Consider the following 14,238-nt stretch of genomic DNA (forward strand, 5'->3'; position numbering starts at 1 on the left):
CCACCTCTCTCTATGCGCGTAGAGTCGCGTTGGTACCTGGTACGACGTGCGTACGCATCCGCCGGAAGGAATCCCAAGGCCATGGACGTCATTTCCGTCATCCGCACCAAGCGGGACCGGGGCGAGCTGAGCCCCGAGCAGATCGACTGGGTCATCGACGCCTATACGCGCGGTGAGGTCGCCGACGAGCAGATGTCGGCGCTGGCGATGGCCATCCTGCTGAACGGTATGAACCGTACGGAGATCGCCCGCTGGACCGCCGCGATGATCGCCAGCGGTGAGCGCATGGACTTCTCCTCGCTCTCCCGCCCCACCGCCGACAAGCACTCCACGGGCGGTGTCGGCGACAAGATCACGCTGCCGCTCGCGCCGCTGGTGGCCGCGTGCGGCGCGGCCGTCCCGCAGCTGAGCGGCCGGGGCCTGGGTCACACCGGCGGCACCCTCGACAAGCTCGAGTCCATCCCCGGCTGGAAGGCTCTGCTCTCCAACGCCGAGATGCTGGACGTCCTGGACTCCACGGGCGCGGTGATCTGCGCGGCGGGCGACGGACTCGCACCGGCGGACAAGAAGCTGTACGCGCTCCGCGATGTCACCGGCACCGTCGAGGCCATCCCGCTCATCGCGTCGTCGATCATGTCCAAGAAGATCGCCGAGGGCACGGGCTCGCTGGTCCTGGATGTCAAGGTCGGCTCCGGCGCCTTTATGAAGACCATCGAGGACGCCCGCGAACTCGCCTCCACCATGGTGGGACTCGGCACCGACCACGGTGTGAAGACGGTCGCCCTGCTGACCGACATGTCCACCCCCCTCGGCCTCACCGCGGGCAACGCCCTCGAGGTCCGCGAGTCCGTCGAGGTCCTGGCCGGCGGCGGCCCCGCCGATGTCGTCGAGCTGACCCTGTCGCTGGCCCGCGAGATGCTCGACGCGGCCGGCATCAAGGACGCGGACCCGGCCAAGGCACTGGCCGACGGCTCGGCGATGGACGTCTGGCGGCGCATGATCGCGGCCCAGGGCGGCGACCCCGACGCCACGCTTCCGGTGGCCCGCGAGCAGCACGTGGTGACGGCCCCCTCCTCGGGCGTCCTCACCCGCCTCGACGCGTACGACATCGGCATCGCCGCCTGGCGCCTGGGCGCGGGCCGCGCCCGCAAGGAGGACCCGGTCCAGGCGGGCGCGGGCATCGAGCTCCACGCCAAGCCGGGCGAGCCGGTGACGGCGGGTCAGCCGCTGCTCACCCTGCACACGGACACCCCGGAGAAGTTCGCGTACGCGCTGGACTCGCTGACGTCGGCGTACGACATCGCCCCGGCAGGCACGGCGTACGAGCCGATGCCGGTCGTGCTGGAGCGCATCGCCTGACCTGCTGTCTTCTCATTCGGGTGAACGGGATCGGTGCACCGGCACCGGTCCCGTTCGGCGATCAGGACCGTGAGCCCCGAGCCGCAGACCGGACGGCGCGATGAGTTGTGGCCCCCGGGGCAGTCTCTTAGGTGTGGACACCACACAGCCCATCGTCGTGCGCATCGCCGGGAGAGTGACCCCGGGTGATGTGCCGCGCCTGTGCGACGAGTTGAGCGCGCGAGTGCCCGACGCCGCTGCCCCCGAAGTGATCTGTGATGTCGGTGCGCTCACCCATGCCGATCTCGCCGCGGTCAACGCGGTCGCGCGCCTGCGGCTCACCGCCCGGCGGCTGGGGTGCCCGATCCGGCTGCGGAACGCCGGGCCCGAGCTCCGGGCACTGCTGGACCTGGTCGGCCTCGGCGAGGTCGCCCAGGGGCGTCCTGTGGAGCCCGGCAGGATCCGGAAGGCATCCCCTACCCCTCCGCCTCGCCCTCCTTGTTCAGCCGGGCCGGAAGATCGAACAGCGGGAACCAGCGCGTCGTGTCCAGGAACGAGTTGATTCCGGAGATCCGGCCGTCGGCGATCTCGATGACCATGAGCGCCCACGGCGTGAAGCCGCTGCCGTCCTCGGCCGGGTGGTAGTGCGCGAACGCCGGGGTGCCGTTGGCCACGGTCGGGACCAGCCGCGAGTCGCGGCAGACCGAGCCGACGCCGAGCATCCAGCCGACGATGTCGTCGTGGCCCTGCAGCCACAGGTCGTACGGGGGCATGGAGAGCGTGGCGTCCTCATGCAGCAGCGCGGTCAGCGCCTGCATGTCGTATCCCTCGAAGGCCGCCACATAGCGGTCGAGGAGCTTCTTCTGCTCCTCGTCGAGCGGGTCCTCGGCGTCGGTCGCCGCGGGCTGGGAGTCGGCGAGCGTCGCCCGGGCACGCTGCAGCGCGCTGTTGACCGAGGCGACCGAGGTGTCCAGCAGCTCGGCCACCTCGCTCGCCTTCCACGCCAGCACCTCGCGCAGGATGAGGACCGCCCGCTGCTTGGGCGGCAGGTGCTGGAGCGCGGCGACGAATGCGAGACGGATCGTCTCGCGTCCCACCGCGGTATCCGCCGGGTCCGCAACCGACGGCAGCACCCGCCCGTCCGGCACCGGCTCCAGCCAGGTGACCTCCGGACGGGCGTTGAGCTGTGCCTGGGCCACCGGCGTGGCCGCCGTGAGGTCCATCGGCCGGGCCCGGCGGTTGCCGGCGTTCAGCATGTCGAGACAGACGTTCGTCGCGATGCGGTACAGCCACGAGCGCAGCGAGGAGCGTCCCTCGAACTTCTCGATGTTCCGCCAGGCGCGCACCATCGTGTCCTGGACGGCGTCCTCCGCCTCGAAGGACGAACCGAGCATGCGGTAGCAGTAGCCGGTCAGCTCCCTGCGGTGCTGCTCCAGCCTGGACTCAAGGTCCTGCGTCGTTGCCAGATCACTCATCGGGTCCACCCCTGTCGCCCATCGGCACCAGCGCTTCGCAAGCTACCGCAGCCCACTGACAATCAGTCCCGAGGAGCGAAAAAGCAGGTACGCACTGCCGTCCCGTGGCACCGTGGAGATGATGTGTGGCGGCGGTGTCACGTCCCGGGCTTGCGCCCGTACACATACACGTCGTCGCCGTTCTTCAGCAGGTTCCAGTATGCCTTCGCGTCGGTGGAGCGCATGTTGACGCAGCCCCCGGACCCGGGCGGGTTGTACATCGACTTCGTGGTGGAGTGGAAGGCCTGGCCGCCGTCGAAGAACTGGGAGTACGGCATCCGCACGTGGTAGAGCGTCGACCAGTGGTTGATGCTGCGCCAGTAGATCTTCTTGGCACCCGTGCGGGTCTCGGTGCCGTTCTTCCCCGTACGCACCGGCACCGGTCCGTACTTCAGCTTCGTGCCGTCCTGGATCCACGTCAGCTGCCGCGTCAGGTCGACGCAGGCGATACGGCCCTTGTTCGTCGGGCACTTGCCCGCCTTGTTCGGGCTCTTTCCCGCCGCCTTCTGCTCGAGCATGGTGTTCATGGTGCGCCAGGTGAGCGGCCCGGCGTACCCGATGGTCGGCGTGATCCCGTGCTGGGCCTGGAAGGCCCGAGTCGCCCTGCAGTCGGCCGCCGACTGCTTCCCGTCCACCGGGCGCCCCAGGAACTTCTCCACCTGCTTCTGGTACGGCCCCGTCGATGTCGTGCACGACGCCGCCTGGGCAGGCGCGCTGCCCAGCACCACCGTCAGCGGGACCACCAGGCCGGTCAGCCCGAGCACGATGCCGGCTCGTCTGCGGATGACTGGTGTCCCTCGTGTCCCGTGTACCTCTCGTGTCCCGCCTGTGTCTGCCACAGCCCCCAACTCCCCTTCGCACACCGTGCAGTTGTCATGAGTCTGCCGGTTTGACGCGTGTCGGGGTGCTGGAGTTGTACTGATTCGTTACGGAATCTCAGTACGAAGTCCCGGTACGGGCCGGTACCGGTCCCGTACCGGCCCCCTGCGGAAGGTCAGCGCCGGGCGGTCGCCAGGACCAGCCGGTGCTCGGCCCGTGCCACCCGGGTCCCGTACAGCGTGATCGATACGACGCCGAGGACCGCGAGCAGCCCCAGCACGACCGTTCCCGCCCAGCCGCCGGAGTGGAAGGCGACCGCGCCGAGCGTGCCGCCGACGCTGCTGCCCAGGTAGTACGCGGACTGGTAGAGCGCCGAGGCCTGGGCGCGGCCCGTCGTCGCCGTACGGCTCACCGAGGACGAGGCGACGGCGTGGCCCGCGAAGAAGCCCGCGGTGATCAGGACGAGGCCGAGCAGCACGGCGGGCAGGGAGTCCGCCAGCGAGAGCAGCAGGCCCGCGGTGGTGGTGGTGACCGCCAGGTAGAGCGCGCCGCGGCGGCCCATGCGGCTGACCAGCTTGCCGGCCGCTGCGGAGGAAACCGTACCGACCAGATAGACCAGGAAGATCGAACCGACGACGCCCTGGGGGAGGTTGAAGGGGGCCTCCACCAGTCGGTAGCCGATCACCGTGTAGACCGCGCCGAATACGGTCATGAACAGAGCGCCGATCGCGTACAGCCGCAGCAGCAGCGGGTCGGCCAGGTGGCCGCGGACCGTCTTCGCCAGGGCGCGCGGGTTCAGCGAACCCGGCGTGAAGTTACGGGCCTTGGGGAGCATCGCGCGGAAGACCAGCGCGCACACCACGGCCAGCAGACCGACCGCGGCGAGCGCCGCGCGCCAGCCCCAGAGCTGCGCCACCCAGCCGGTGACGATCCGGCCGCTCATACCGCCGATGCTGTTGCCCGCCACGAACAGACCGATCGCGGCGACCAGTGCCTTGGGCCTGACCTCCTCCGCGAGATATGCCATCGCCGAAGCCGGCAGACCCGCCAGCGCCGCACCCTGCACGGCGCGCAGCGCCACCAGCCACTCCAGGCTCGGCGCGAACGGCACAAGGAGACCGAGCACGACCGCGACCACGAGAGAGGCGGTCATCAGGGTGCGCCGCCCGAAGCGCTCGGAGAGCGCGCTCAGCGGCAGTACGCACAGGGCCAGCGCGCCCGTCGCTGCGGAGACCGTCCAGCTGGCGGCGCTCGCGCTCACGCCGAACTCGGCGGAGACGGCGGGCAGCAGGGCCTGCGTGGAGTAGAGGAGGGCGAAGGTGGCCACTCCGGCGGCGAAGAGCGCGAAGCTCATCCGGCGGTAGCCGGGGCGGCCGGGGGCGAGGAGTGCGGGGGAGGGCGAGGAGGACGGCGAGACGGCGCCCACGGGAGTGGACGCCTTGGTACTTGCGGAAGGCATGTTTCAAAAGTAGGCCGCCGCATTTCATGCGTCCAATGCATGGAATCGCGATAATCGTTCCCATGGTGCATCAACACAGCTCACAGCCTCGGCTGTCACCGAGCAGTTACGAAGAAGACATCCCGCTGCTGCTCGCGCCGCGGCTTGCGTACTTCGCGGGGGTGGCCCGCCAGGAGCATGTGACGCGCGCCGCGCAGGAGCTGGGCGTACCCCAGTCCACGCTCTCGCGGGCGATCGTGCGGCTGGAACAGGACCTGGGGGTGTCCCTGTTCGCCCGCAAGGGCCGTACGGTCTCACTGACGCCGGCCGGCCGCACCTTCCTGACCTCCGTGGAGCGGGCCCTCGCCGAGGTGGAACGGGCGGCGGAGTCGGTGCAGGCGGACGCCGACCCGACGACGGGCAAGGTGGCCTTCGGCTTTCTGCACACCATGGGCTCCGAGACGGTGCCCGGGCTGATCCGGGCCTTCCGCGCGGACCATCCGCGTATCCGCTTCACCCTCGTGCAGAACTACGGCGAGGCGATGATCGAGCGCCTGCGCGCCGGTGACCTGGATCTCTGCCTGACCTCACCGGTCCCGGACGCCCCCGATCTGGTCGCCCGGCGCCTCGACGAGCAGCGGCTGCGCCTGGTGGTGCCGGACGACCATCGCCTGGCGGGCCGCAAGCGGATCCGCCTCGCCGAGGCGGCCGACGAAGCGTTCGTCACCCTGGAGCCCGGCTACGGCCTGCGCCGCATCACCGACGACCTGTGCGCGGAGGCGGGATTCACCCCGCGCGTGGCCTTCGAGGGGGAGGAGGCGGAAACCCTGCGCGGCCTGGTCGCGGCGGGCCTGGGCGTCGCCCTGCTGCCACCCCCGGCGGTGGCACGCCCGGGAGTCGTCGAACTGACGGTGACGGCCCCGCGCGCGGTACGCGAAATCGGCGTCGCCTGGCTCGACGGCCACCCGGACACGGCCCCGGTGGCGGAGTTCAAACGCTTCCTGCTCTCCCGCCGGGGGCACCTGCTGCCGGACTGACCGGACCTTCTTTCCCACCCGCCCGCCCTTCAGGGGGCGCACGACCCCCCCACCCTCTCGGCCGCTGCTCGGCGCGACGACGGGGCGCGGGCGGCTGCACCCGCCCGGGGCGGTGCGTGCGGGCCGGGGCCGCAGCTTTGCATGGTCCCAGGGGTGATGTGGGCGGCCCCGCTGTCTGCGGCCGGGCCGACGCTGCGTCCGGGGCAGGTCGGGTGCGTCCGCGCCGGGGGTGCAACACAGCAATCCCGGGCCCCGGGGCTGTGCCCGGCCGCCGGGGCGGTCGGCCCCGGGTGCCTGCCTCAGTCGCGGCTTCGCGCGGCCAGGACGCGGAGGTTGCGCTCCACGGCGCGAGAGCCGACCGGGGCTGCGCGCCCGGTCCGAGGTCCGGCCGCCGGGCCGGGCGGGCCCCGCGGTGGCCTCAGTGGCGCAGGGAGCGGCCGAAGCCCGCCGCCAGTGGCATGCGCAGGCCCAACGGCGGCGGGGCCGCCAGCGCGTCCGCCACCGGCCGCGCGTACGAGCGGGTGAAGACCGCGCCCAGCACGAAGTCCGCCGCCAGTGCCAGGACTTCGCCGTGATGCTGGCGCAGCGCGTGGCCGTCCGAGTGGACCTCGAAGCGGCAGGTGTCGCGGTTGGACTTCTTGGCGCGCTCGGCCAAGCGGTACGAGAGCTCCGGATCCGTACGCGCGTCATTCGTGCCGTGCACGATCAGTACCTGCCGCCCGGCCAGTTGCCTCACCGGCTCCGGCGCGGCCGCCACATCGTCCTCGGGCAGCCAAGGGGCCATCGCCAGTACGGAGTTGACAGCCGGGTGGCCCGCCGCGTGCAGTGCCGCGCGGCCGCCCATGCCATGGCCGGCCAGGCAGACGGGGACATCGCCGTAGCGTCGTACCACCTCCTCCGCCGCCCAGGACGCGTCCGCCGCCAGATGCGCGTCCGGTCCGTTCCAGCCGCGGCAGCGGTAGCGGACGGAATGTACGACCAGCCCGTCCGCGCGTCCCGCCCGGGCCAGAGCACGGCCCAGCGGCAGCGTCGCCGCATACGACAGTGGCGAGGGCCTGCGTACCGACTCCGGCTCCCCGTCCGGCAGCAGAAGCACCACCCCGCCGACGGCGGAGTCGAGCCCCGAGACGCGTCCGCCGGACACACGGCGCAGCCGCGCGTGCGGCAGGGTCCGGCTCCTTCGCGCTTCCCGTGCAGTCGTCGTCTCACGGCGGGTGTTCGCCCCTCCGGCCGCGTCGGCCGGACGCCCCCACCACAGGGGTAGTGCGTGGTGTGCCATGGCAGAACAGTCTCAGAAGGGCAGGTGTACTCCACCCGTACGCACGGTCACTGTTACGTATCGACCTGGCGCCCTCTACGCGCGTAGGGGCTAGAGTGCGCAGATGACGAGCCAGACCCTCAATTCGCCCACCGCGGACCAGATCCGCCGCGCCCCGAAGGTGCTGCTCCACGACCACCTCGACGGCGGGCTGCGACCGGGCACGATCATCGAACTCGCCCGCGAGACGGGCTATGAAGCGCTTCCCGAGACCGAGCCCGACAAGCTCGGCATCTGGTTCCACGAGGCCGCCGACTCGGGCTCGCTGGAGCGCTACCTGGAGACCTTCGCGCACACCTGCGCCGTCATGCAGACCCGCGAGGCCCTCTTCCGCGTCGCCGCCGAGTGCGCCGAGGACCTCGCCGAGGACGGCGTCGTCTACGCCGAGGTGCGGTACGCCCCCGAGCAGCACCTGGAAGCCGGGCTCACCCTCGAAGAGGTCGTCGAGGCGGTCAACGACGGCTTCCGCGAAGGGGAGCGGCGGGCCCGCGAGAGCGGCCACCGCATCCGCGTCGGCGCCCTCCTCACCGCGATGCGGCACGCCGCCCGCGCCCTGGAGATCGCCGAACTGGCCAACCGCTACCGCGACATGGGCGTCGTCGGCTTCGACATCGCGGGCGCCGAGGCGGGCTTCCCGCCCACCCGCCACCTCGACGCCTTCGAGTACCTCAAGCGCGAGAACAACCACTTCACCATCCACGCCGGCGAGGCCTTCGGGCTGCCCTCGATCTGGCAGGCGCTGCAGTGGTGCGGCGCCGACCGGCTCGGGCACGGGGTGCGCATCATCGACGACATCACGGTCGCCGAGGACGGCAGTGTGAAGCTGGGGCGGCTCGCCGCGTACGTACGGGACAAGCGCATCCCGCTGGAGCTCTGCCCGACGTCCAATCTGCAGACCGGGGCAGCCGCCTCGTACGCCGAGCACCCGATCGGCCTGCTGCGCAGACTCCACTTCCGGGCCACGGTCAACACCGACAACCGGTTGATGAGCGGCACGAGCATGACGCGTGAATTCGAGCTCCTGACCAAGACGTTCGGATACTCGCTCGACGACATGCAGTGGTTCACCGTCAATGCGATGAAATCAGCATTCATTCCTTTCGATGAACGGCTGGCGATGATCAGTGACGTGATCAAGCCGGGTTACGCCGAATTGAAATCCGAATGGCTGTTCCGGCAGACCGCCACGACCAGGGGTTCTTCCGACGACGAGAGCTGATCGCACCCATACCGAAGCGGCCGGGATCGTCAACTCTCGGCCGCTTCGTGGTGTTTGCGGCGCCCGCGCGAGCCTGGCTAGCTTGCAGAGCCGCTCGTGTCCCCGTCCCAAGGACTGATCCCTGATGAAGCAGTCTGCTGCCAAGACTCTCGGTGTCGCCGTTCTCGGTGCCGCTTTCGCCGCTGCCGCCGCGGGTACCGCCGCCGCCGCGCCCGCGCCGGTCCCCGCCTCCCTGCTGAACCCGGTCACCGAGCTCGCGCCGGCTCAGGACCTTCTCACCACGCTTCCGGTGAGCGACGTGCAGTCGCTGGCCGACGGCCAGGCGCTTCCCACCGGGGGCGAGGACGTCCCGGCCGCCGACCTGCTCGGCGGTCTGCCGGCCGCCCCTGCCACCGACGGTCTGCCCATCGGCTGACGTACACCAAGACGTGGGGCGCATACCCGAATCGGGTGTGCGCCCCACTTTGCCTGTGCCAGGATCACGCACATGAGCGTGAAGACCGCCGGACTGACCGCACTTGTCACCGTCCCCGCGCTCCTGCTGGCCACGGCCTGTACGAGTGGCGACGGCAAGAGCCCCGCCAAGAACACCGACACGGACGTCGGCACGTCTGCTGCCGCCTCTCCGTCAACGGCCGCGTCTGCGGGTACGGGTTCCGAGACCGGCAAGGACGGGGGCAGCGGGGCCGGCGATACGTCCGCGCCGCTCACCGGATCCCAGCTGCAACGGGCCGCTCTGGCCACGAAGGACCTGCCAGGGTTCCAGGTGTCCGCCGACAAGAGCGCCCTCGCCCCCTCCGGGCAGCCCGCCGCCGACAAGCCCCGCTGCCAGCCGCTCGCCGACGCCATGGGCGACAAACCGAATCCGCAGGCCATCCGCACCGTCAGCCGCGGGCTCGGCTCCCTCGACAACCTCGGCCTCGCGGTGTCCGCCTCGGTCAGTTCGTACAGCGAGGCCACGGCCAAGAAGCTGATGGACGGCCTCACTTCGGCGGTGAGCGCGTGCGGCGCGGGCTTCGCCGCGACCCTTGACGGCCGTAGCGGTCTGTACAGCGAGGTGAAAACCGCGGACTTCACGACCCGCGGTGCCGACGAGACGGTCAGCTGGACCACCGTCGGTACGAACGAGGGTGCCGTGGCCCCCCTCCATCTGGTGGTGGTCCGCAAGGGCGCGACCGTGGCGCGTTTCATGGCGCTCGACCTGGCGCGCCGCACGCCGCCCCGGGTCCCTCAGGAGGTCGCCGACAAACAGCTGGCGAAGGTCGCCCAGGTGCGTGCCGGCTGAGTCCCCACTGACTCCGTACTGAGTTCCACCGAGCCGTGCCGAGTCGTGCCGAGCCGTGCCGAGCCGTGGCGTGCCGAGCCGTGCCGTGCCGTGCCGTACGAAGCGAGTCCGTACTACCAGGCCGCGGTCGCGGTCTTCTCCGTCGGCAGCAGCACCCACAGCGCCAGGTAGAGCAGGAACTGCGGGCCGGGCAGCAGACACGAGACCACGAAGATCACGCGCATCGTGTTCGCCGAGGTACCGAAGCGCCGAGCCAGCGCTGCGCACACTCCGCCGATCATGCGTCCGTCGCGGGGGCGGGTAATGGCGGCCATGGTGGGCTCCTTCGCGAGAACCTTTGGGGAGCAGCTCCGTTGTGCTCCCGATGTATCCATAGTGGCTCCGCGAGGGGGGCAAAGCGTCGCTCTACGGGGCGATCCCGACCCTGGGAATCGTCGGGGTCGCCCCCTGAGGCACCTCGTCCCGCAGGACTGCCCCCTGCTGCCGCCGGGTGGAACCGGCAGTCGCCCGCCGCTGCCTGCGGCGCAGCCGCGCCCGGCCCGCAGGCACGACGACAAGATGGGCCAGGGCCACACCGGTCGTATTGAGCAGCAGTGAGTCCACGTCGACGACCTGCCCCGGCACCCCGGTCTGCAGCAGTTCGATGCCCAGCGACAGCAGCGCCCCGGCCGCGACCGTACGGGCCAGCGACGCCAGGGGGGAGACGGTGAGCCGGCCACCCGCCATCGGCAGCAGTATGCCGAGGGGAGCCAGCAGCAACAGTCCTTCGCCGATGCGGCGCGCGGCCTCCACCGGGCCGAGCGCCAGATCGGCCTTGATCCCGGCGAGGGGCTCGAAGTTCGCGGCCGTCACCCACAGCACGTCGAGCGGGCGCAGCGCCAGCCATGCGACGAGCAGCAGATGCGCGACGAGGAGGATGACCCCCGCCGCGCGGAAGCGGATGGCGGCACTACCGCCCGAACCTTGACGCTGCACGCCCCCCAAGACGCACGCTTCGCAGGAATCGGTTCCGCCCGGTTCTAAGAGGAACCGGGCGAAGCCGTGGAGGAGGCCGAAGACGAAGGCAACGCGCCGAGCGTCGGCAAGGCCTCCTCCGGCCGCTCCTTGGTCCCGGTGGAGCACTGGTACCCCCGGGGCGCGTAGTCCCCGGGCCCGCCGAGCAGCACGGAACCGCTCGTGGTGGCCGCCCTGCTCTCCGCGAACGTACAGACGATCTGGGCGAGTGCCGGCGCGGGCAGATCCTCCGGCTGACGGCTCAGGCGCAGCGTGCCCGCAGGGTCGTCCTTGCGCGGCCCCGTGAGGACGATCGGCCCGCGTACGTATGTGGCGAAGCCTGCCTCGTGCTCCGGCGACGAGGGCTCCTTCTGGAGCTCGTCGAGGAGAACCCGGGCGACCAGCACACGGCTGTCGTCGGCCTTCTGGCCGGGCAGCTTCGCGGTACGGTCCACGGACTCCAGCTGCGAGGCGCAGACCAGATAGACGCGGACCGGGACGCCCTGCGGCTGTGCCTGGGGGCTGATGTCCGCCCCGGACACCTCGCACGGCATCCGCGAGGGCGCGGGGCCGGCGTCGACCGGCACCTGGGTGGTCCTGATGCCGCAGCCGCCGAGCACGACGACGGCCGTGAGGACCGTGGCGAGTGCGGCTGCGGCACGCGGCATGCGCGTACAGGTACGGATACGGCCCTTCGGCGTCACTCCGCGCCTTCCTCTCCGCGATCAGGATCACGATCGCGGTTCCGGCCCGCGTCCGTGCCCCCGTCCCTGTCCGTGCCCGTGTCCCCGTCCGTGCCGCTGTCCGCGTCCGTGTCTCCGCGCTCGTCGCAGTCCTTCAGATCCGAGTCGTCGCGGGGCAGCCGCAGCACGAACACCGCGCCGTCCCCGTCCGCGGAGTTGGCCGCGGTGATGTCGCCGCCGTGGATATGGGCGTTCTCCATCGCGATCGACAGCCCCAGACCGCTGCCCTCCGAGCGCGGCCGCGAGGCGCTCGCCTTGTAGAAGCGGTCGAAGACATGCGGCAGTACGTCCTCGGGGATGCCGGGCCCGTGGTCCCGTACCTCGATCACCAGCTCATGGTCGACCGGCCGCACCGACACCCGTACCGGCGATCCGCCGTGCTTGAGGGCGTTGCCGATCAGATTGGCCAGGATCACATCGAGCCGGCGCGGATCGAGCCGCGCCATGATCCCGCGCTCGGCGTCCAGGTCCACCGCATCCAGCCAGGCGCGCGCGTCGATGCACGCGGTGACCTGGTCGGCAACGTCCACGGTGTCCAGGACGAGCCGGGCGGTGCCTGCGTCGAAGCGGGTGACCTCCATCAGGTTCTCCACCAGTTCGCCCAGCCGCCGGGTCTCGCTGACCACCAGGTTCACGGCGGGCGCGATCATCGGGTCGAAGCTGTCGGCCTCGTCCTCCAGCACCTCGGTGACGGCGGTGAGCGCGGTCAGCGGCGTACGCAGCTCGTGCGACATGTCGGCGACGAAGCGGCGGCTGGACTCCTCCCGCGCACTCATGTCGGCGACCTTCTTCTCCAGCGACTCCGCGGTCTTGTTGAACGTCCTTGCCAGCTCGGCCAGTTCGTCCGTGCCCGAGACCCGCAGCCGGGTGTCGAGCTTGCCCTCACCGAGCCGCCGGGCGGCCTCACCGAGCCGGTGCACCGGCTTGAGCACGGTCGTCGCGGCGGCCTGCGCGAGCAGTGCCGAGCCGACGAGGGCCAGCGCGGTGGCGATCCCCAGCGACCAGGCGAGCGAGTTGAGGTCCTGGCGCTCCTGGTCCAGCGACTTGAACACATAGCCGGTCGGACCGCCGCCGATGATCCGGGTGCCGCCGACCAGATAGGGCTTGCCGCCGCGCTGGGTACGCTGCCAGTAGAGGTGGTAGGGGACGGAGTTGCCCGCGTCGACGTCCTGCCGGTCGTTCACGGCCTCCCGCAGTGCCCTGGGCACGTCCCGCAGCGTGAAGGTGTCCGCGTCGGACACGCCGACGATGGTCTTCTGCTCCGAGCTCTCGCCGATGAGCAGCACGCTGTAGCCGCCGGCGTCACCGCTCACCATCTGCTCGGCGGTCTTCTGCAGTTCGGTCTGCGTGGGCCGCAGCGGCAGTGCGGCGGCCCGGTCCTGCATCTTCTGGCGGAAGTCCCCGAGTGCCGAGTCCTGCGTACGGGTCAGTACGGCTTCGCGGTTGAGCCAGTACGCGATGCCCGACGCGGACACGGCGGCGGTCAGCGCGACCAGGGCGAAGACCACGACAAGACGGAGCCGCAGGCTCGTCCAGCGAAGTCCGGCGAGTATCGCGCGCTTTGCGGCACTGCTCACCGAGGGTTTCCGTTCCTGTCGGTCGTCACGGTGTGCATCGGTCTCACTGCGGGACGTCCAGCCGGTAGCCCACGCCACGCACCGTACGGATCAGGGTCGGCGAGGACGGCACGTCCTCCACCTTCGCCCGCAGCCGCTGCACGCACGCGTCCACCAGGCGCGAGTCACCGAGATAGTCGTGCTCCCACACCAGCCGCAGCAGCTGCTGCCGCGACAGGGCCTGCCCCGGCCTGCGGCTCAGCTCGAGCAGCAGCCGCAGCTCGGTCGGCGTGAGCTGCAGATCCTCGCCGTTCTTGGTGACCGTCATCGCGGAGCGGTCGATCACCAGGGAGCCGAAGGCCGCCGAGTCCGTGGACTCCCGCTCGCCGCGCCGCAGCACGGCGCGGATACGGGCGTCCAGCACCCGGCCCTGCACCGGCTTCACCACGTAGTCGTCGGCGCCCGACTCGAGACCGACCACCACATCGATGTCGTCGCTGCGCGCGGTCAGCAGGATGATCGGCAGTTGGTCGGTGCGCCTGATACGCCGGCACACCTCGAAACCGTCGATCCCGGGCAGCATCACATCCAGCACGATCAGGTCCGGCCGCTGCTCGCGCAGCAGCTTCAGGCCGTCCTCTCCCGTCGCCGCGGTGGCCACTCGGTGGCCCTGGCGTGACAGGGAGAGTTCGAGGGCCGTGCGGATGGCGTCGTCGTCCTCGATCAGCAACAGGAAAGGCACGGAGGTCATTCTGGCCCATGGGCGAGCCGGAGTTCGACCGTTGGAGCGCTCCCACACGACTCCTCCCCGTGTCACAGGCACTTCGAGCTCTTTCCGAGACGCTCCGGGACGGCGCCGGACGGTACCCAGAAAGCCGAAACGGGGCTTGTGACGCGCCTGTGACAGTCGGCGGACACCGCGATGAAACTGCCCGGGCAAGCTTCTTGTCACACGGACCGAATCAGACTCCACTCGAC

The 14,238-nt window shown here is 70.8% G+C and carries 15 protein-coding genes; 6 read left to right on the plus strand and 9 right to left on the minus strand.

The window, feature by feature from the left end; translation table 11 throughout:
• The first annotated feature begins 81 nt into the window (after positions 1 to 81).
• On the plus strand, positions 82 to 1,359 hold the full coding sequence (locus tag OG883_RS03175; protein ID WP_266534639.1) for a thymidine phosphorylase: 1,278 nt from the start codon (positions 82 to 84) through the stop codon (positions 1,357 to 1,359).
• A gap of 100 nt (positions 1,360 to 1,459) precedes the next feature.
• On the plus strand, positions 1,460 to 1,900 hold the full coding sequence (locus OG883_RS03180) for an STAS domain-containing protein (RefSeq protein ID WP_266534642.1): 441 nt from the start codon (positions 1,460 to 1,462) through the stop codon (positions 1,898 to 1,900).
• Here OG883_RS03180 and OG883_RS03185 read toward each other — a convergent pair.
• The 3 genes from OG883_RS03185 to OG883_RS03195 form a co-directional block, all read right to left on the minus strand.
• Entirely contained in the window at positions 1,815 to 2,813 is a 999-nt protein-coding gene (locus OG883_RS03185) for a sigma-70 family RNA polymerase sigma factor (protein WP_266534644.1), read from the minus strand. The two genes, OG883_RS03180 and OG883_RS03185, sit on opposite strands and share 86 nt — an antisense overlap.
• 137 nt (positions 2,814 to 2,950) lie before the next feature.
• Positions 2,951 to 3,619: a L,D-transpeptidase gene (locus tag OG883_RS03190; RefSeq protein ID WP_266541192.1), complete on the minus strand. Its 669-nt coding sequence runs from the start codon at positions 3,617 to 3,619 to the stop codon at positions 2,951 to 2,953.
• 227 nt (positions 3,620 to 3,846) lie between these two features.
• Positions 3,847 to 5,130, minus strand: a complete 1,284-nt coding sequence (locus tag OG883_RS03195; RefSeq protein ID WP_266534647.1) for an MFS transporter — start codon at positions 5,128 to 5,130, stop codon at positions 3,847 to 3,849.
• Between the two features lie 62 nt (positions 5,131 to 5,192).
• Between OG883_RS03195 and OG883_RS03200 the strand changes: the two genes are divergently transcribed.
• Entirely contained in the window at positions 5,193 to 6,146 is a 954-nt protein-coding gene (locus tag OG883_RS03200) for a LysR family transcriptional regulator (protein ID WP_266534650.1), read from the plus strand.
• A gap of 418 nt (positions 6,147 to 6,564) precedes the next feature.
• Here the strand turns inward: OG883_RS03200 and OG883_RS03205 are convergent, their stop codons facing one another.
• Positions 6,565 to 7,245, minus strand: a complete 681-nt coding sequence (locus OG883_RS03205; protein WP_323180919.1) for an alpha/beta hydrolase — start codon at positions 7,243 to 7,245, stop codon at positions 6,565 to 6,567.
• A gap of 283 nt (positions 7,246 to 7,528) precedes the next feature.
• Between OG883_RS03205 and OG883_RS03210 the strand changes: the two genes are divergently transcribed.
• From OG883_RS03210 to OG883_RS03220, 3 genes are all read left to right on the plus strand, one after another.
• Positions 7,529 to 8,683, plus strand: coding sequence for an adenosine deaminase (locus OG883_RS03210; protein WP_266534655.1), 1,155 nt, complete (start codon positions 7,529 to 7,531; stop codon positions 8,681 to 8,683).
• Between the two features lie 124 nt (positions 8,684 to 8,807).
• Complete coding sequence (locus tag OG883_RS03215) at positions 8,808 to 9,098, plus strand: hypothetical protein (protein ID WP_266534658.1); 291 nt, start codon at positions 8,808 to 8,810, stop codon at positions 9,096 to 9,098.
• Between the two features lie 72 nt (positions 9,099 to 9,170).
• Entirely contained in the window at positions 9,171 to 9,968 is a 798-nt protein-coding gene (locus tag OG883_RS03220) for a hypothetical protein (RefSeq protein ID WP_266534660.1), read from the plus strand.
• Between the two features lie 113 nt (positions 9,969 to 10,081).
• Here the strand turns inward: OG883_RS03220 and OG883_RS03225 are convergent, their stop codons facing one another.
• From OG883_RS03225 to afsQ1, 5 genes are all read right to left on the minus strand, one after another.
• The gene (locus OG883_RS03225; protein ID WP_266534663.1) at positions 10,082 to 10,282 is read right to left on the minus strand and encodes a PspC domain-containing protein; all 201 of its coding nucleotides are present in this window, start codon (positions 10,280 to 10,282) and stop codon (positions 10,082 to 10,084) included.
• Between the two features lie 91 nt (positions 10,283 to 10,373).
• Positions 10,374 to 10,943, minus strand: coding sequence for a VanZ family protein (locus tag OG883_RS03230; protein ID WP_266534666.1), 570 nt, complete (start codon positions 10,941 to 10,943; stop codon positions 10,374 to 10,376).
• A 44-nt stretch (positions 10,944 to 10,987) separates the two neighbouring features.
• Positions 10,988 to 11,629 carry a hypothetical protein gene (locus OG883_RS03235; protein WP_266534668.1) on the minus strand — a complete coding sequence of 214 codons (642 nt, stop codon included), beginning with the start codon at positions 11,627 to 11,629 and terminating at the stop codon, positions 10,988 to 10,990.
• A gap of 32 nt (positions 11,630 to 11,661) precedes the next feature.
• On the minus strand, positions 11,662 to 13,281 hold the full coding sequence (locus OG883_RS03240) for a HAMP domain-containing sensor histidine kinase (RefSeq protein ID WP_266534671.1): 1,620 nt from the start codon (positions 13,279 to 13,281) through the stop codon (positions 11,662 to 11,664).
• A 43-nt stretch (positions 13,282 to 13,324) separates the two neighbouring features.
• Positions 13,325 to 14,002, minus strand: coding sequence for a two-component system response regulator AfsQ1 (gene afsQ1, locus OG883_RS03245; RefSeq protein ID WP_266534674.1), 678 nt, complete (start codon positions 14,000 to 14,002; stop codon positions 13,325 to 13,327).
• Positions 14,003 to 14,238 lie beyond the last annotated feature (236 nt).

The sequence above is a fragment of the Streptomyces sp. NBC_01142 genome (assembly GCF_026341125.1).
GTDB lineage: Bacteria > Actinomycetota > Actinomycetes > Streptomycetales > Streptomycetaceae > Streptomyces.